This window comes from Bradyrhizobium nitroreducens (genome assembly GCF_002776695.1).
In the GTDB taxonomy this organism is placed as follows: domain Bacteria; phylum Pseudomonadota; class Alphaproteobacteria; order Rhizobiales; family Xanthobacteraceae; genus Bradyrhizobium; species Bradyrhizobium nitroreducens.
Genome location: NZ_LFJC01000003.1, coordinates 306,565 through 324,523 on the forward strand (window position 1 = coordinate 306,565; position 17,959 = coordinate 324,523).

Below are 17,959 nucleotides of genomic sequence, written 5' to 3' on the forward strand. Positions count from 1 at the left end.
GGGAGCATCATTGCCGGGCTTGACCCGGCAATCCATCGTCATCGAAAAGACGGGATGCGCCCCACCCTGCTCAATCCGCTGTTTGCTCCCGTGACCAGCCTGCCCGGCGTCGGTCCGAAGCAGGACAAGCTGCTGCAATATCTGCTCAGCCGCAGCGAGACGCCGCGGCTGGTCGATCTGTTATTGCATCTGCCGAGCCATGTGATCGACCGCCGGGCGCGGCCGAAGATCCGCGACGCCGAGCAGGGAACCATGGTGACGCTGGAGGTCACCGTCGACCGTCACCGCCCGCCCCCGCCCCGCAACGCGCGCGCGCCGTACCTCGTCTATGCCAGCGACGACACCGGCGACGTCGTGCTGACCTTCTTCCGGGCCAAGCCCGGCTATGTCGAGAAGCTGCTGCCGGTCGGCGAGAAGCGCTACGTCTCCGGCACGCTGCAGATGTATGACGGCATCCCGCAAATCGTGCATCCCGACCGCGTGCTGGACGAGGAAGCAATCTCGAAGCTGTCGGGCATCGACCCCGTCTATCCGCTCACGGAGGGCCTCGCGCTCGGCTCGCTCCGCCGTGCAATTGCGCAGGCGCTGCTGAAGCTACCGGCCCTGCCGGAATGGATCAGCCCGGAGGTGATGCGCCGCTGCAATTTTCCGCCGGTCGGTGAGGCGCTCAATCGCGTGCACCAGCCGGTCGAGCTGACCGATATTTTGCCGGACCGGCCGTTCTGGTCGCGCCTCGCCTTCGACGAGCTGCTCGCCGGCCAGCTCGCGCTCGCCCTGATCCGCGCGCAATTGCGCCGCCCCGCCGGCGTCCGCAATGCCGGCGACGGCCACCTGCGCAGCAAGATCATCGACGCCCTGCCCTATGCATTGACGTCCTCCCAGCGCGACGCCGCTGCGGCGATCGCCAGCGATCTGCAACAACCCGTGCGGATGCTGCGCCTGCTCCAGGGCGACGTCGGCTCCGGCAAGACCGTGGTCGCCCTGCTTGCGGCCGCAGCCGTGGCCGAGGTTGGCAAGCAGGCCGCGCTGATGGCGCCGACCGAAATCCTGGCGCGCCAGCACATCAAGACCATCGCCCCGCTCGCCGAGCGCGCGGGCATGCGCGTCGCCATCCTCACCGGCCGCGAGAAGGGCAAGGAGCGTCGCGAGATCATCACCCAGCTCGCGGCAGGCGAGATCGACCTGCTCGTCGGCACCCATGCGCTGATCCAGGACGACGTCATTTTCCAAGACCTCGCGCTCGCCATCGTCGACGAGCAGCACCGTTTTGGCGTGCGCGAGCGCCTCGCGCTGACCTCCAAGGGCGAAGCCGTGGACGTGCTGGTGCTCAGCGCCACTCCGATCCCGCGCACGCTGGTGCTGACCTATTTCGGCGACATGGACATCTCCGAGCTGCGAGAGAAGCCGGCCGGCCGTCAGCCGATCGACACCCGCGCCGTCGCCATGAGCCGGCTCGGCGAGGTCATGGACGGCGTCGGCCGTGCACTCGAGTCCGGCAAGCTGGTCTACTGGATCTGCCCGCTGGTGGAAGAGTCCGAGGCCGAGGGCACCGAGCATCTCACCAACGCGACCAAGCGTTTCGAGAGCCTGCAGAAGCGCTTCGGCGACCGTGTCGGCCTCGTCCATGGCCAGATGAAGGGCACCGAGAAGGACCGCGTGATGGGCCAGTTCGCCGCGCACGAGATCGGGCTCCTGGTTGCGACCACCGTCGTCGAGGTCGGCGTCGACGTGCCGGCGGCGACCATCATGGTGATCGAGAACGCCGAGCGCTTTGGCCTTGCCCAGCTGCACCAGCTGCGCGGCCGCATCGGACGCGGCTCGGAAGCGTCGACCTGCATCCTGCTCTATTCGGAGCCGCTCGGCGAGATGTCGAAGGCGCGGCTGAAGGTGATCCGCGAGACCACCGACGGCTTTCGTATCGCCGAGGAAGATCTGAAGCTGCGCGGCGAAGGCGACGTGCTCGGCGTGCGCCAGAGCGGCCTGCCCGGCTACCGCATCGCGCGCTCGGAGGTCCACGGCCAGCTCATCACCCAGGCCCGTGACGAAGCGCTTCGCATCCTCAAGGACGATCCCAAGCTCAAGGGCGAGCGTGGCGAAGCGCTCCGGTGCTTGCTGTATCTCTACGAGCGCGACGAAGCGATCCCGCTGATCGGCGCGGGTTAGGTCGCAGCCCTTTGCCGCCCGACCTCGTAGGCCGCCACATGCGCGCAGGCGAGATCCAGCAGCGGCGTGTCGATGCCGAGCTTGCGGGCCCGGCTGGCCATATCGCCGAGGATGTGCTCCGACTCGGTGACCGATCCGCGCTCGATGTCGCGCAGCATCGAGGCCTTGAGCGGCGAGTCCAGCGTCGTGAACAGTTTCCGGTCGAACTCGATGAACGGCGCGCGCGGCTCGAAACCCGAGGCCGTCGCAACGCTGCAGCATTCCGCGAACAGGCGGAAGATCGATTGCTCGCCGTTGGGCACGGCCAGGATGTCGCCGATGCTCGCGCGCATCAGGCAGGTGATGCCGGCGAGCGTCGAGAGCTGCACGAACTTTTCCCACATGTCCTGCATGATCGCCTCGCTGGCGCGGACGTCGATCCCGGGGACATGGAGCAGCGTCTCCAGCGCGAGCACGCGCTCGCTCAGTGCGCCCTCGATCTCGCCGAAGACGATGGTCTGATTGGCCATGAACTGAACGACGCGACCATCCGCATCAAGCCCGGCACTGACGTTCGCGAGGCCGCCGAGGACGCACCTCGCGCCAAAACGAGCAATCAGGGCGTCGATATGTTTCAGCCCGTTGAGGATGGGCAAGATCATCGTGTCGGCGCCCATGGCCGGGGCGAACTGGGCCATCGCGTCATCGAGCGAATAGGATTTCACCCCGACGAGCACGACGTCGAACGGCTCCTTGAGATCGTTGGCCAGGATGATCTTCGGCTGCACGGCAAAGTCGCCGTGCGGGCTCACGACGTGCAGTCCATTCTGACGCAATTGCTCGGCCCGCTTCTCGCGCACCAGAAAGGTCACGTCGCGGCCCGCCCGGACCAGGCGAGCGCCGTAATAGCCGCCCAGTGCTCCCGCCCCGATCACCAGAACTCTCATTCGAACTCCCATTCAGAACGCAGCTTCCGCAGAGAAGCTATCAGATGAGCCTCGCAGCGTCTCCTCCCCGTCATCGCGAGCGTCGCCCTACACTTTCCCCGCGACTGCCATTGTGAGACCCTACGCCCATGCGCCGGATCATCGTCGTTGGCTCACAGGGAAGCGGAAAGACGAGCCTCGCCCTCAATCTCGGGCGAAAGCTCGATCTGCCTGTGGTGCACCTTGACGTGCTCTATTGGCGGCCGGGCTGGACACCATCCGACAAGGCCAGCTTTCGCGCGCGCGTCACCGAGGCGATCGCGGGCGAGGCATGGGTCGTCGACGGCAGTTTTTCGGGGCTGGCGTTCGATCTCACGATCGCGCGCGCTGACATTCTCGTCGTCATCGACCGTCCTCGCTGGCTTTGCCAGTGGCGTATCCTCTGGCGCTCGGCCTTCGACCGCGACACGAGCCGGCCCGATCTGCCCGAGGGATGTCCGGAACAGTTCGACTGGGAGCTGATGAAGGAAGCCTGGCGCTACGACACCGAGCGCGTGCCCGTCATCGAGGCCGAGCGTCTTCAATATGGCCCCGATGTTCCGGTCGTGCGCCTGAGACGCGACCGGGACCTTCAGGGCTTTCTGGACTCGGTTTCTGTGAACGGCGAGTGAGCACGGACGATCAGGATTTCGTCCGCGCGATCCCCGCAGCGAACGCCTTCATCAGCGCCGCATCCACCGCCTCGCCCTTCGTGTCCTCGGCGAGATGCTCGAACCACCTCGCGAAACCCTCGTAGATCTGGCTGGCGGGATGATCGGGGCCGAGGAAGCCGGAAATCTCCCGCATCTCGGCGACCCAGCGATAGGCCTTCGGAATCATGTCCGGCAGCGCGACCTCGAGCCGGGCCAGGATCGCGGGCTGGCTCAGCGCGAGCTCGTCGCGCAGCGCGTCCGCCGCGCCCGCCTTCGTCGCCGCGATCACCATGGCGGAGCCGATGCCGGCGAGGCCCTTGACGATGCCGGCATAGGACATTTTCAGAGCGGATGCCGCACCCACAGGGCCTTCGACGATGCGCACGTCGAGGCCGAACTCCCTCAGCACAACGAGGTCCCTGGCGTGCTCGCCGGACATGTAGAACGCCGGGCTCTTGCCGCCTTGCTGCGGCGGGAAACCGATGATGCCGCCATCGACGAACGGCGCCTGCGCCGAGCCGATGATCTCTTCAATTCTCTGCACGGTGTCGACATTGACGGCGTTGCAATCGACCACGATCGGCTTCTTCTCGCGCCTGACGATCAGCGCGGCCAGCCGTTCAGCCAGCGCGACGGCTTCGCCGGGCGGCACGATCGAAAGGATGATGTCGGCAGCTGCGATCGCATCGTCGTCGGCGCCGATCATGCCGGCGTCCGCGGCGCGTTTTCGCGTCGCCTCGCTCCGCCCCGCCAAGGACGTCAGCACGCGCGCGCCATGTTCGCTGAGGCGGCGGGCGACGGCGCTGCCCATGGCGCCGGGCGCGAGGATCGCAATGGTTTTGGACATCGTGCACTCCAGGTCGAAATCCGGGCAAGGTGCCCGGATCACCGGAGACTAGCAGAGGATACCGACACGCGCGCGGCCGGGGCCATCCCGCAAGGGAATGGCCCTACTCCACCTTCGCAGGCTCGGGCCGAAGCGTCGAGGCATTGGCGATGCGCGCGGCATTCGCCATGCCAGCGAGCGCCGCGGCCTTTTTCGGATCGGGCGCCGAGCCCGGCTGCACCACGCCGGCCGACATGATCAAGGTCGCGGCATCCTCGGTGCTCATGTCGACCTCGACGATCTTGCTCTTGGGCACGTAGAAGAAGAACCCGGTGGTCGGGTTCGGCGAGCACGGCAGGAACACGGAGACATGCTCCTCCTGCCCCGGCAGGCTGCGCGCAACTTCTTCATTCGGCGATTGCGAGATCAGCACGATCGACCACATGCCCGGCGAGGGAAACTCGACCAGCCCGACTTTGCGAAAGCTCGAGCCCTTGCCCGAGAACAGCGTCTCGAACACCTGCTTGAGGCCGCGATAGATGGCGCGCACCGCCGGGATCCGGCCGAGGAAGGTCTCGCCAACATCCACCAGCGTGCGGCCGATCAGGTTGGCCGCGAGGAATCCGACCAGCGTCAGCGTGAAGAATGCGACAACCAGTCCCCAGCCCGGAATGACGTAGGGCAGATAGGTCTCGGGACGATAGGCCAGCGGCACGAACGGCCGCACCACGCCGTCGACCCAGGTGACGAACCACCAGACCAGATACAGTGTGATTGCGATCGGCCCCGTGACGACGAGGCCCGTCAGGAAATAATTGCGGAAACGGCCCATCAGGCCGGTATGCGGTTCCGGGAGGGGATCGAGAGGCGCAGGCGCGTCGTCGCGGGGGGTCATTCGGGTTCCAAGTCGGTCGCAGCACACAAGCTATGGTCTTCTAGCAGGTTTTGGAAGACCACGAAGCGCCCCGACTGGATCCCTCCTGCCTATTCCACGGTCACCGATTTCGCGAGATTGCGCGGCTGGTCGACATCGGTGCCCATCACGACAGCCGTGTGATAGGCGAGCAGCTGCACCGGAACGGCATAGACCATCGGCGTAAAAGCCGCGGCCATGTCGGGCAGGACGATGGTGACGAGCGAATCCACGGTCGCCTCCGCCGCGCCCTTGGCGTCGGTCATCAGGATGATGTTGCCGCCGCGGGCCGCGACTTCCTGCATGTTCGAGACCGTCTTCTCGAACACACGGTCGTAAGGCGCGATGACGACGACAGGCATGGTCTCGTCGATCAGCGCGATCGGCCCGTGCTTGAGCTCGCCGGCGGCATAGCCCTCGGCGTGGATGTAGGAGATCTCCTTCAGCTTGAGCGCGCCTTCGAGCGCAAGCGGGAAGCTGGTGCCGCGGCCGAGATAGAGTACGTCGCGGGACTTGGCGATCCGGTGCGCGAGCTTTTCGATCTGCGGCTCGGTGGTGAGCGCATCGGCCATCAGGCGCGGGACCTCGACGAGGCCGTGGACCAGCCTGGTCTCGTCCTCGTCGGACAATTCGCCGCGCGCCTTGCCGGCCGCGATCGCAAGGTTCGCCAGCACCATGAGCTGGCAGGTGAAGGCCTTGGTCGAGGCGACGCCGATCTCGGGGCCGGCGAGCGTCTGCAAGACGGTCTCGCTCTCGCGGGCGATGGTCGAGGTCGGCACGTTGACGACGGCGATGGTGTGGACGCCCTCCGCCTTGGCATAGCGCAACGCCGCCAGCGTGTCGGCGGTCTCGCCCGACTGCGAGATGAAGATGGCGAGATCGCCCTTGCGCAAGGGGGCCTCGCGGTAACGGAATTCGGAGGCGACATCGACCTCGACGGGCACGCGCGCGAAGCGCTCGAACCAGTATTTCGCCACGAAGCCGGCATAGCTCGCGGTGCCGCAGGCCGTGATGTTGATGCGCTGGATGTTCTTGAAATCGAACGGCAGCTCGACCGGCAGCGCGACGCGTTCGGTCGCCATGTCGACATAGCGCGCCAGGGTGTGGCCGACCACTTCCGGCTGCTCGTGGATCTCCTTGGCCATGAAGTGGCGATAGTTGGCCTTGTCGACCAGCGAGGTCGAGGCCGCGTGCTTGATCTTGTCGCGCTGGACGGCGTTGCCGTCCTTGTCGAAAATCGTCGCACTCTTGCGGGTCAGCACCACCCAGTCGCCGTCCTCGAGATAGCTGATCGTGTCGGTGAACGGACCGAGCGCGATGGCGTCGGAGCCGAGATACATCTCACCGTCACCGTAGCCGATCGCGAGCGGCGGCCCGTTGCGGGCGCCAATCATGAGATCGTCCTCGCCGGCGAAGATGAAGCCGAGGGCGAATGCGCCGCGTAAGCGCGCCAGCGTCAGCTTGACAGCCTCGACCGGCTTGTTGCCGCGCGTCAAGAGATCGTCGACGAGATGCAGCACGATCTCGGTGTCGGTCTCGGTGTGGAACACCGTGCCGTTCTTCTCGAGCTCCTCGCGCAGCTCGCGGAAATTCTCGATGATGCCGTTGTGGACCACGGCGACGCGCTCGGTCGCGTGCGGATGGGCGTTGTTGACGGTCGGCTTGCCGTGAGTGGCCCAGCGGGTGTGGCCGATGCCGGTCGTGCCCTTGAGCGGCTCGGCTTCCAGCCGCTTCTCCAGATTCTTCAGCTTGCCCTCGGCGCGGCGGCGCTCGAGGTGCTTGCCTTCGAGCGTGGCGACGCCCGCGGAGTCGTAACCGCGATATTCGAGACGTTTGAGCGAATCCACCAGCTGCTCCGCAACCGGTTCGCGCCCGAGAATGCCGACAATCCCGCACATGCGGATCACTATCCCCCAAATCGTCGAAAAATCGCCTAAACGACGCGCCCGGTTTTTAGCGAAGTTACTAAGGAACCAGATACTCAATAATTATTGCTGATTGAGACAGCATCTCGTCGCATTGGCCCGCGGCTGCGTCGAATTGGCCGGCCTTAAACCGCTCGCGTTAACGTGTTGTCAACATGTTTGGCCAACGATTTCCCTTCAGGAGACCAAAGCCATGAAGGGCTCGTCCGACCGCAAAGGTCTGTCATCGATGTATGTGCGCGCCAACGAGACCTCGGGCACGCACCTTGCGCATTGGCCACCGCCCCAGCGCGGCAAGGAAAGCAAACCGGTCTTCGTGAAACATCCGGAAGGCGAGCCGGTGAAGCGCGCCAAGCCGCGCGGCTGGCGCCTGACCCGCGCGATCTTCTCCGAATTCGCCGACGACGAATAGCGGACACCTCACCAGCCCAGAACCAGGGCGCACGCGAGGAAGACGACGAACGCCCAGAACGCCAGTCCGGTGACAAGCGCCGCCATCTCCCGCTCATGCGGATGACGCACTCCAAATTGGTCCAGCAACCACCGCCCCGGCGGCTTGATGACGTTCTCGACGAGGAAATCAAATAAGACGGACGCCTCTTTGTCGTCGTCCATGCGCGCCCCCTCGCACGAGAAGCACCACCTGGCAGCTTATTTCTCCGGTTTCTTGCCGCCCGTCTTCATCTCGCGATAGCGCGCCGCGCCGCCCTCGCGGATGGTCTGCTGGCTGCGCTCCAGAGCCATGGCATCGTCTGGCACGTCCTTCGTGATCACAGAGCCCGAGCCGATATAGGCGCCATTGCCGATCTTCACCGGCGCAACCAGCGAGGAGTTGGTGCCGACGAAGGCGCCCTGCCCGATCACCGTCTTGTGTTTCTTGAAGCCGTCGTAGTTGCAGGTGATGGTGCCGGCGCCGATGTTGGAATTGGCGCCCACGGTGGCATCGCCGATATAGGAGAGATGATTGACCTTGACGCCGGCCTCCAGCGTCGCCGCCTTGGTTTCCACGAAATTGCCGATGCGCGCGCCGTCGCCGAGCGAGGTGCCGGGCCGCAGCCGCGCATAGGGGCCGATCGAGACGTTCCTGCCGAGCTTGGTCTCGACGATATGCGAGAAGGAATGGATCACCGTGCCGTCGGCGATCGACACGCCGGGGCCGATCACGACGAACGGCTCGATGGTCACATCCTTGCCGAACACGGTGTCGGCGGCGAGATAGACCGTATCCGGCGCGATCAGCGTGACGCCGGCCTCCATCGCCGCTTTCCGCAGGCGCGCCTGCATCACGGCTTCGGCCTCGGCGAGCTGCGCCTTGGTGTTGATGCCGCGCACCTCGTCCTCGCTGGTCTCGATCACCACGGACTCCCATCCCTGCTTGCGGACGATCTCGACCGCGTCCGTCAGATAATATTCGCCCTTGGAATTGGCATTGCCGATCTGCCCGAGGATTTCGAGCGCGCGGCGGCCGTCGATCGCCATCACGCCGGCATTGCACAGATCGATCTTGCGCTCATCAGCGCTCGCATCGGCCTGCTCGCGGATCGCGACGAGGCGTTCGCCCTCGACGATGAAGCGGCCGTAGCCGGTGGGATCGGCGGCGCGGAAGCCGAGCGCAGCGATCGCGGCGCCGCTGGCAAGCGGCGCGCGCAGCCGCGCAAAGGTCTCGGCCGAGATCAGCGGCGTGTCGCCGAAGGCGATCAGGAGATCGTCGACGCCGCGCGCGATGGCCTCGCGTGCCGCCAGCACCGCATGCGCGGTGCCGAGCCGCTCCGCTTGCACGAAAGTAAGCACGTCGGGCCTGATCCGCTTCGCCTCGTCCGCCACCGCCTGGTGGTCGGGACCGATCACGACTGCCAGCGAGGTGCCGGTTCCCTTGGGTGCCGCGGCGAGCACGTGGCCAAGCAACGTCTGCTGGGCGACGGGATGCAGCACTTTCGGCAGGCTCGAGCGCATGCGCGTGCCTTCGCCGGCGGCGAGCACGATCGTGAGGCTGGAACGGGCGGTCATCGAAATCCTGTCAGATTCGGCCGAATCAATTGGCGTGACGGGCGGCAGGCCCCCCTGAAATGCTCTCGCCTTGCTACCCCCGCAAACGCCCGGAATTCAAGTGCGACACGCTTTTCCTGTTAATGTTCCTTGATTGATTCGGGGAAGCTGCAGGGCTGGGCACTTAACGTTCATGGCAAAGGATTCCGACCCACTGGCGGATGCCTTCGGCGCCAAGGAGACCGGCGGACTGTTCTCCGGACTTTTGGCCGAGGAAAGCGCGTTCGACCGCCGCTTGATGTGGCGGCTGGGCTCGTGGGGCGTGGCAGCCGTCGGCGCCGTCACCATCGCAGTGATGGCCAACCAGGCCCAGCTCGGCTGGCGGCGGGACCAGATCGCCTCCGCCGATCTTGCGCGCCAGGCCGACCGGCTGCAGGTGCTGACCAAGGAAAGCCAGAACGAAGCGCGCCGGCTCGCGGCCGCCATCGAGACGCTCAACACCGATCGCGACCGGCTCTATTCGCGCGTCACCGTGCTGGAGCAAGGGCTCGATTCCGTCACCGGCGCCATCGCCAAGCAGAGCACTCCGCCGGCGCAGGCCGGCAAGCCGCAGGATGCAACGCCGGCGCCGAACGTCGCGCCGGTCGCCTCGACGCCCACCTCCTCCGCTGACAAGCCGCGCACCGAGGCTGCGAAGGAAACGCCCAAGGACGCGTCCAAGGAAACCATCAGGGAAACGGTCAAGGAAGCCGCGAAGGAGCCGACGAGCCCGCCGCCACAGACCGCGGCAGCGGCCTCGCTCGTGCAGCAATCGCCGGCCATGAACTCGGCGTTGCCGACCATGCCGCTGGTGCCGTCCAAATCGATCATGGCACCGCCCGATCCGGCTGCGTCGAGATTGATTCAGCCCGAGACGAACGAGAAGGCCGCGGAGAAGAAGGCAGAGCCGGCGCCGGCTTCGGCCGAAGCCGTCATGGCCGCCGCCAAGCCGCCGGAAGCAGCCGAGAGCGAATCTCCCGCGATCGCAGTTCAGCAGACGCGTTTCGCGATTGATCTCGGCGGCGCCAATTCGATCGACGGCCTGCGCGCGCTCTGGCGCGGCGTGACCAAGTCCAATCCGGAAATCGCAGCGCTGCGGCCGATCATCATGATCAAGGAAGGCACCACCGGACTCGGCATGCAGCTCCGCCTGGGCGCCGGCCCCCTGGTCAACGCTGCTGCCGCCGCAAAGTTCTGCGCCACCCTCGCCGAGAACGATCGTCACTGCGAGACCACCGTGTTCGACGGCCAGCGGCTGTCGATGCGCGGCTCGGAAAAGGACAAGGGACAGGAGAAGTCGCAGGACCGGGTTCAGGAGAAGAGCTCCGAGAAGAACCAGGACGCGGCCCCGCAAGCCGAGACGGCGCCCGCCGCAAAGCCCGAGAAGCCGGACAAGCGCCGCCGCAGCTATTCCTCAAAGCGCTCGTCGAGGCGCGAGGAGCCCGCGCCGGCACCCGCGGCGCAGCCGGCGCCGGCCAAGCCGGAGACGGCCTCGGCGGCATCGACCCTGACGTCCTTCTTCAGGCGGTAGGACGTCCCCATCCTCAACGGAAGCCGCTTGCATGCGGCGATCGGACGCTGCGACCCGCGCTGCCCTTTTGCAGCAGGTTTGCGTTCTTTGACGACGCGCTTGAGGCGGCGCCCCTGTCCGAACTTGCGGAATCCGATGAACGAACTCGATGATGTCTTGAGGCTGCTCGTCGCGGCGGGAACAGGTCTGCTGATCGGCATCGACCGCGACATGAACGATAAACCGGTGGGAATGCGAACCCTCGCGCTGGTCGCTCTCGGCTCCGCGCTGGTGTCGATCTCCGTGATCGAGTTCCAGAACCTGCGCGACCACCCCGATGCGATCTCCAGGGTCATCCAGGGCGTCGTTGCCGGCGTGCTGACGGGCGTCGGGTTCATCGGCGCAGGCGTCATCCTTCACGACAGCAAGGCGATGACGGTTCATGGCCTCACGACGGCAGCAACCGTCTGGATTGCGGCGGGCCTCGGAATAGCCTGTGCGCTCGGCGCCTGGCTGCTCGTCGGTGCGGCGATCGCGGTCACCCTGCTCGTGCTGTTCGTTCTCGGCTGGGTCGAACGTCGCTTGGGCTTGAAATAGCGGCACCCAGGCCGATCCCTACATCAGGAAACAACTGCTCGCCTTGGCCGAACGATACGAGCGCCGGCTGGCCGAGCAGAACCGGAAGATGCCAGGTCGCGCGTGAGAGGTCGACCTTGATGGCGGATGCCTGGGCGAGCCGGATCAAGAAACCTCGCCTGCCCTGTTGCCTGCCCGCGCCATCCCGACCATATTGCCCCCATGACAAAGAAGCCCTTCCGCCTCACGCCCTACCAGGTGCAGTTCCTGCTCGTCGTCGGTTTCGTCACCGTCGGCTGCGCGCTCTATGTGCGTTATCTCGCGATCGAGTTTTCGCAGGTCGCCCTCGCCTGCGACGCCGGGCTTCAGACGCTGATCTGCAAGTCGCGGTCGGTCTCGACCGTGCTGTTCAAGAACTCGGTGTTCGGGATCGTCGCGCTGGTGGTTGCGACGCTGAACCTGATGCGGCCCTCGATCGTGCTGCTCACGGTCGGCCTCGTCGCGGCCGGCCTCGGCATCGTGCTCTACAACGTCGTGCTGTCGGGCCTGGCGATCGGCCTGTTCATTCTTGGATTTGCTCGGCCCGCGCCCGCCACAGCGTGAGCGCGAACAACAGATAGACCGCGCAGGTCCACAGCGACTGCCAATTGTCGCGGCCTTCGTTGAAGAGCACGAAGACGGCCGACAGCGCCAGCACGCCCGCGAACACCGCTTCCGCGATCGGGCGCTGGCCGATCTGCGGTCGGTTCAGCATCAACAGCGCGAACGGCACCACCGCCATCGTCAGCGCGGCGTAGGGGAAATCCTTGTAGCGCGGATCGAACACGAAGCCGAGCGCGGTGGCCGCCGCGATCACCGCCGTCACCGCCAGCGTCAGGCCGAGCACGGCGGTGAGCTTCGACCATTTGCGGCCCTCGCGCGGGCCGAGCAGATCGAGGAAGGTCGGAAGGCTGCGGCCGATCACCATCGCCTGCGCGCAGAAGATCGGCGACAGGATGCCGGCGAGCAGCAGCGCGCCCCAGAATAGCCAGCCGCCGATGCCGTAGCTCTCGTAGTACATCTTGTCGGCGCCGATCCCGAGCAGGATCCCCGCCGTCGTCGCCGAGATGCCGACACCGAGCCAGGCCGAGAAGCGCGGCGTCCACGGCCGTCGGCGCAGCGTGATCAGCGCGACTGCGAATACCAGCACGGAAAGGCCCATGCCCGCGCCCATGTACCATTTCCAGTACGGGAAATTGCTGATCGGCTCGCCCGGCGGATATTTCAGGCTCCGGCGCACCGAGTCGTACAGGCCCCAATAGCCCCCGACGGTGCCCTCCAGCTTGCGCTTCCACGGCTGGTCGTAGGACTCGATCAGATTGACCCGGAACTTCCGCGACTTCGCGAGGCCCAGGATTTCCGAGACGACCCGCGCCTGGTTGGTGCGTGACGGCAGCGCACCATCGCGCATCCGCCCCTCGCTCGGCCAGCCGGTTTCGCCGATCAGGATTTCCTTGCCCGGAAACGCCACGACCATGCGCTCGCGGATCGCTTCGACATGGGCGGAGGCGAATTTCGCCTTGACCGGGAAATCCTCCCAATAGGGCAGGATGTGGATCGTGACGAAGTCGACGGCGTCATAGACCTCGCGATTCTTCAGCCAATATTCCCAGACGTCGGCATAGGTGACGGGCACGCTGACCTGCGTCTTCACCAGGCGAATGAGGGAGACGAGATCCGCGGTCGTCATCTCACCGCGCAGCAGCACCTCGTTGCCGACGATGACGGCGGTGATGACGTCGGGGAATTCCTTGGTGAGACGGACGGCGAGCGCGGCCTGCGCGAAGTTCTTGCTGCGGTTGCTGGAGAGCCAGACGCCCTGCAGCACTTTCAGCCCGCCAACCCTGGCGGCGATCGCCGGCACCTGATCGAGGCCGTTCTCCATCGAGTAGGTGCGGACGCAGTCGGTGATCTGCTTGAGCTGGCGTAGATCCTGCTCGATCTGCTCGGCCTCGATATGGGTCCATTCATCCAGCGGCGACTGCTCGCCGCGGAACGGCGCGTAGGAGACGCACTGGACCTTGTCGGCGGGGTCGATCGGGGCGCGCGCGAGCGTGATTGGCGTGGCCAGCCACCACCACACGGCAGCAATCGCACCCAGTGAAACGAGCAGCAGCGCCAGTGGCGTACGAAGTGAAATCGGTTCCGTCCTCCGCGAAGGGTCCGTCGATTACCTGCTTGCACGCCGTCTGCCAAGGGGGTGTCCAAGCGGGTGCCCGAATGCCGATCCACTCCCGCGGATCCGCTGCTCCCCCAAAGGAATAGGGCTGCGGCCGTTCGACCGAGACCTAGCATCGTGACTTTGCTGGACAAAATTCCAAATACAGGTCATGGACTCCGAAAGACTTTTCCGCCGCATTGGAGACCCATTTGGACGCCATCACCGGCGCGTCCGTGGGAGCCTCCTGACGCGGACGGGCAGCGGATACATTGGGGAATTCATGCGGCAACGGGTGTTCGAGTCACGAAATGCGGTCCTGCGGCAGTTCGCCGCCACCTTGGCCGTCTCCTCCCTTCTCCTTCTCGCCGGTCTCGGTGGCGCGTTCGCCCAGAGCGGCACGCCGGCCCCCGACCAGGGCAAGGCCGCCGCCCAGCCCGCCGACGCCGCCAAGGACGCCGCCCAGAACCAGCGCCGCACCGACGAGTTCGCTGAAGCCGCCCAGGTCATCAACGGCCCGGCCGGCAACCCCGAATGCGTCTGGCTCGGCCGGCGCGTGGTGCGGCTGATGTGGCGGGATGACCTCAATACCGCGTTCCGCCATCTCGACCTCTATGACCGCTTCGGCTGCCCCGGCGGCCACATCCAGGCCGCGTTCCGCTGCCTGACCCGGTTCGGCGGCCAGATCGATCCCAAGGTCGCCGAGACCCTGGACAGCCGTGTGCACGCCTGCTGGATCAACCCGGCGGCCCAGCCGCAGCAGGCAGCCGCCGCGGCGTCACAGCCGGCCGCACCGGCCTCAGGCAATCCGCCGGTCCCGCAGCCGGCTGCGAGCCCCTCGCCTGCGGCCAGCCCGTCCCCGGCGCCCCCGAAATAGCCCAAGGCCTTAGTCCCTGCTCGTTTCAGCTGTCGTTCAGGAACGATCGGCCATAGACGCGGTTGGCACTGCCGCGCGTCGTCTCGAAAAGACCATGCCCTCATAAGGACATGAGGCCATGACAGTTGAGAAACCGTGCGGCAGAGGTATGCTCCCTTTGCCGCGGACTTGGTCGGATCTCGGGGTCGGATCCGCTTCCCTGCCTCCTCAGCCCCTTTTGGTTTAGCCGCGATGCGCGTTGTCGCCGCCGTTCTGTTGCTCGTGTCCGCGCTCCACGCAGGACTATGGGGAGTCTTGCGCGACAAGGAGCCCGCGCCCGACTTCAAGGGTCTGCTGCCCAGCGTCTCCTACGCGCCGTTCGAAGGCTCGGCCCACCCCGACATCGACAACATTCCGTCCGTCGAGAAAATCCGCGCCGACCTGAAGACGCTGTCGACGATGACGCGGGCGATCCGCCTCTATTCGTCGACGGGCGGCGTGGAACTGGTGCCGCCGATCGCCGCCGAATTCGGCATCAAGGTCACGGTCGGCGCCTGGATCGACAAGGACAAGGATCGCAACGAGCGCGAAATCAAGGCCGCCATCGAGCTCGCCCGCAAGAACAGCAACGTCGTCGGCGTCGTGGTCGGCAACGAGGTGATCTACCGCGGCGAGCAGAAGGTCGAAGACCTCATCGACATGATCAAGAAGGTGAAGGGCTCGGTCCGCGTGCCGGTCACCACCGGCGAGATCTGGAACATCTGGCGCGACAATCCCGACCTCGGCTCCAGCGTCGATTTCATCGCCGCCCACGTGCTGCCTTATTGGGAAAACTTCCGCTCCGACCAGGCCGTCGACCAGGCGGTCGACCGCTACAACCTCTTGCGCAACCTGTTCCCCGGCAAGCGCATCGTGATCGCCGAGTTCGGCTGGCCGAGCCAAGGCTACAATCTACGCAACGCCGATCCGGGTCCGTTCCAGCAGGCCCTGATCCTGCGCAACTTCGTCAGCCGCGCCGAAGCCATCGGCATGGAATACAACATCGTCGAAGCCATCGATCAGCCCTGGAAGTACTTCGAAGGCGGCGTCGGTCCGTATTGGGGCATCCTCAACGCCAGCCGCGAGCCGAAATTCGCCTGGACCGGTCCGGTCGAGAACCCCGACTATTGGAAGCTGATGGGCATCGCGCTGCTGGTTGGCGTGCTGCTGTCGCTGCCGATCCTGCGGATCGAGAAGGCGACCGCCAAGCAGGCCTTCCTGCTCTCGGCGACCGCAAACGGCGTCGGCGCCTGGGCTGCGACCGTGTTCGCGTTCTGGAACAGCCACTACTTCATCTTCGGCTCCGCCTTCGCGCTGACGCTGGGCATGATCCTGCTTGTTCCGCTCGTCCTCATCGCGATGGCCCGCATCGACGAGATCGCGGCCGTCGCCTTCGGCCGGCCGCCGCAGCGGCTGCTCACCAAGGACAAGCCGGTCGAGAACGTTCCCGAAGGTTACTGCCCGAAGGTCTCGATCCACATCCCCGCCTATTTCGAGCCGGTCGACATGCTCAAGCAGACGCTCGATGCGCTGTCGCGGCTGAACTACCCGAACTACGAATGCGTCGTCATCATCAACAACACGCCGGATCCCGCGTTCTGGCAGCCGATCCAGGACCATTGCCGCGCGCTCGGTGAACGCTTCAAGTTCATCAACGCCGAGAAGGTGCAGGGCTTCAAGGCCGGAGCGCTGCGCATCGCGATGGACCGCACCGCGGCCGATGCCGAGATCATCGGCATCCTCGATGCCGACTACGTCGTCGAGCCCGACTGGCTGAAGGACCTCGTGCCCGCCTTCGCCGATCCGCGCGTTGGCCTCGTGCAGGCGCCGCAGGAGCATCGCGACGGCGATCTGTCGATCATGCACTACATCATGAACGGCGAATATGCCGGTTTCTTCGACATCGGCATGGTCCAGCGCAACGAGTACAACGCCGTCATCGTGCACGGCACGATGTGCCTGATCCGCCGCGCTGCGATGGACATGGCCGGCGGCTGGTCGTCCGACACGATCTGCGAGGACTCGGATCTCGGCCTTGCGATCCAGGAGCTCGGCTGGACCACCCACTACACCAACACCCGCTACGGCGCGGGCCTGTTGCCCGACACCTACGAGGCCTTCAAGAAACAGCGGCATCGCTGGGCCTATGGCGGCCTGCAGATCGTCAAGAAGCACTGGCGCCGCTTCCTGCCCGGCGCGAGCCGGCTGACCTCCGACCAGAAGCGCGAATACGGCCTCGGCTGGCTGAACTGGCTGGGCGCCGAAAGCCTCGGCGTCGTCGTGGCGCTGCTCAACCTCGTCTGGGTGCCGATCGTGGCGTTTGCCGACATCGCCATCCCCGACAAGATCCTGACGCTGCCGATCATCGGCGCCTTCGTCGTCTCGCTGGCGCACTTCCTGTCGATGTACCGCGCCCGCGTCGCCATCAAGCCCGGCCAGATGCTGGGCGCCATGATCGCGGCGATGAGCGTGCAATGGACGGTGTCGCGCGCGGTGGCGCAGGGCCTGATCACCGAGCACATCGCCTTCGCCCGCACCTCCAAGGGCGGCCTCAGCCGCATGTCGATCGAGTTCCAGGCGTTCTGGGAGGCCGTGATCGGCACCCTGCTGATCGTCGGCGCCGGCGTGCTGATCGTGACCAACAGCTTCCGCCAGATCACCGAGATCTACATCTTCGCCGGCGTCCTGGTGCTGCAGAGCCTGCCGTTCCTGGCGGCGGTTGCGATCGCCATCCTCGAGCTCAGCCGGATCAACTCGTTCCAGTTCTGGCGCGACAGCGCGATCCGCACCGCCGAGCTGATCGGCCTGCGCCCGGTCGCGCTGCCCCCGGTGGGCGCCCAGCAGGCCGTGCCGACCGAGGTGCGGCGGGAGACGAACTGAGGGGGCGGATGCTCGCGGCGCGGGCGATAGCTCCGCGCCGGCAAACTATCCTTCCAGTTGGGCGTGGATGACGGCCCGCCAATCGGGTTGAAAATCCGGACCTAAGCCGCGGACAGCGCAAGAAAATCCCCGCCCCTGCCACGACTTTCGGCAGCTATGCCCGCTATTGACCTCAGCGCCCCATCCCCCTACACAGCGGGGCCGAAAGCATGATCCGGAAACAGCCGGTTTTCCCCGCGACGCGAGTCTCGCGCAGCGGCAAGACATGCTTCTCGAATGTCCGAACACGATGGCGATCTCTGACGAAGCCATCTGCGGCCATGGGAGCGCGTAGCTCAGCCGGTAGAGCACGTGACTTTTAATCACGGGGTCCTGGGTTCGAGCCCCAGCGCGCTCACCAAGCACTGACAGTATTTTCGGGGTTTAGCTTCTATCTAGCTCGCGTAGCCCGG

At 65.8% G+C, this 17,959-nt stretch carries 15 protein-coding genes and 1 tRNA gene; 9 read left to right on the top strand and 7 right to left on the bottom strand.

Going from position 1 to position 17,959, the window contains the following annotated elements; translation table 11 throughout:
* Positions 1 to 54 precede the first annotated feature (54 nt).
* Positions 55 to 2,163 carry an ATP-dependent DNA helicase RecG gene (gene recG, locus TSA1_RS01550; RefSeq protein WP_100174788.1) on the top strand — a complete coding sequence of 703 codons (2,109 nt, stop codon included), beginning with the start codon at positions 55 to 57 and terminating at the stop codon, positions 2,161 to 2,163.
* Here the strand turns inward: recG and panE are convergent.
* Positions 2,160 to 3,089 (bottom strand): 2-dehydropantoate 2-reductase, encoded by a 930-nt coding sequence (panE, locus tag TSA1_RS01555; RefSeq protein ID WP_100174789.1) that lies wholly within the window; start codon positions 3,087 to 3,089, stop codon positions 2,160 to 2,162. The genes recG and panE overlap by 4 nt on opposite strands.
* Positions 3,090 to 3,217: 128 nt before the next feature.
* On the opposite strand from panE, the gene TSA1_RS01560 reads away from it, so the two are divergent.
* The gene (locus TSA1_RS01560; protein ID WP_100174790.1) at positions 3,218 to 3,739 is read left to right on the top strand and encodes a P-loop NTPase family protein; all 522 of its coding nucleotides are present in this window, start codon (positions 3,218 to 3,220) and stop codon (positions 3,737 to 3,739) included.
* Between the two features lie 10 nt (positions 3,740 to 3,749).
* Here the strand turns inward: TSA1_RS01560 and TSA1_RS01565 are convergent, their stop codons facing one another.
* The 3 genes from TSA1_RS01565 to glmS all read right to left on the bottom strand — a co-directional run bounded on the left by TSA1_RS01565 (position 3,750) and on the right by glmS (position 7,397).
* A complete protein-coding gene (locus TSA1_RS01565; protein ID WP_100174791.1) occupies positions 3,750 to 4,607 on the bottom strand; it encodes an NAD(P)-dependent oxidoreductase in 858 nt (285 codons plus the stop codon).
* A gap of 103 nt (positions 4,608 to 4,710) precedes the next feature.
* Positions 4,711 to 5,481, bottom strand: coding sequence for a DUF502 domain-containing protein (locus tag TSA1_RS01570; protein WP_100174792.1), 771 nt, complete (start codon positions 5,479 to 5,481; stop codon positions 4,711 to 4,713).
* An 89-nt stretch (positions 5,482 to 5,570) separates the two neighbouring features.
* Positions 5,571 to 7,397 (bottom strand): glutamine--fructose-6-phosphate transaminase (isomerizing), encoded by a 1,827-nt coding sequence (glmS, locus tag TSA1_RS01575; RefSeq protein ID WP_100174793.1) that lies wholly within the window; start codon positions 7,395 to 7,397, stop codon positions 5,571 to 5,573.
* Positions 7,398 to 7,617: 220 nt separating this feature from the next.
* Between glmS and TSA1_RS01580 the strand changes: the two genes are divergently transcribed.
* Positions 7,618 to 7,836 carry a hypothetical protein gene (locus TSA1_RS01580; RefSeq protein WP_100174794.1) on the top strand — a complete coding sequence of 73 codons (219 nt, stop codon included), beginning with the start codon at positions 7,618 to 7,620 and terminating at the stop codon, positions 7,834 to 7,836.
* Between the two features lie 8 nt (positions 7,837 to 7,844).
* Here TSA1_RS01580 and TSA1_RS01585 read toward each other — a convergent pair whose 3' ends face one another.
* Positions 7,845 to 8,039: a hypothetical protein gene (locus TSA1_RS01585; protein WP_100174795.1), complete on the bottom strand. Its 195-nt coding sequence runs from the start codon at positions 8,037 to 8,039 to the stop codon at positions 7,845 to 7,847.
* A gap of 36 nt (positions 8,040 to 8,075) precedes the next feature.
* A complete protein-coding gene (gene glmU / locus TSA1_RS01590) occupies positions 8,076 to 9,431 on the bottom strand; it encodes a bifunctional UDP-N-acetylglucosamine diphosphorylase/glucosamine-1-phosphate N-acetyltransferase GlmU (RefSeq protein ID WP_100174796.1) in 1,356 nt (451 codons plus the stop codon).
* Positions 9,432 to 9,603: 172 nt separating this feature from the next.
* On the opposite strand from glmU, the gene TSA1_RS01595 reads away from it, so the two are divergent.
* From TSA1_RS01595 to TSA1_RS01605, 3 genes are all read left to right on the top strand, one after another.
* A complete protein-coding gene (locus tag TSA1_RS01595; protein WP_100174797.1) occupies positions 9,604 to 10,980 on the top strand; it encodes a hypothetical protein in 1,377 nt (458 codons plus the stop codon).
* 135 nt (positions 10,981 to 11,115) lie between these two features.
* Complete coding sequence (locus tag TSA1_RS01600; protein ID WP_100174798.1) at positions 11,116 to 11,556, top strand: MgtC/SapB family protein; 441 nt, start codon at positions 11,116 to 11,118, stop codon at positions 11,554 to 11,556.
* Positions 11,557 to 11,757: 201 nt separating this feature from the next.
* Positions 11,758 to 12,138, top strand: coding sequence for a hypothetical protein (locus tag TSA1_RS01605; RefSeq protein WP_100174799.1), 381 nt, complete (start codon positions 11,758 to 11,760; stop codon positions 12,136 to 12,138).
* Here TSA1_RS01605 and TSA1_RS01610 read toward each other — a convergent pair.
* Positions 12,098 to 13,657: a glycoside hydrolase family 17 protein gene (locus TSA1_RS01610; protein ID WP_245448070.1), complete on the bottom strand. Its 1,560-nt coding sequence runs from the start codon at positions 13,655 to 13,657 to the stop codon at positions 12,098 to 12,100. The genes TSA1_RS01605 and TSA1_RS01610 overlap by 41 nt on opposite strands.
* A gap of 358 nt (positions 13,658 to 14,015) precedes the next feature.
* Between TSA1_RS01610 and TSA1_RS01615 the strand changes: the two genes are divergently transcribed.
* The 3 genes from TSA1_RS01615 to TSA1_RS01625 all read left to right on the top strand — a co-directional run bounded on the left by TSA1_RS01615 (position 14,016) and on the right by TSA1_RS01625 (position 17,907).
* Positions 14,016 to 14,609 carry a beta-1-3, beta-1-6-glucan biosynthesis protein gene (locus TSA1_RS01615; RefSeq protein ID WP_100174801.1) on the top strand — a complete coding sequence of 198 codons (594 nt, stop codon included), beginning with the start codon at positions 14,016 to 14,018 and terminating at the stop codon, positions 14,607 to 14,609.
* A 231-nt stretch (positions 14,610 to 14,840) separates the two neighbouring features.
* Complete coding sequence (locus TSA1_RS01620; RefSeq protein ID WP_100174802.1) at positions 14,841 to 17,507, top strand: glycosyltransferase; 2,667 nt, start codon at positions 14,841 to 14,843, stop codon at positions 17,505 to 17,507.
* 324 nt (positions 17,508 to 17,831) lie between these two features.
* Positions 17,832 to 17,907, top strand: a tRNA-Lys gene (locus TSA1_RS01625).
* Positions 17,908 to 17,959 lie beyond the last annotated feature (52 nt).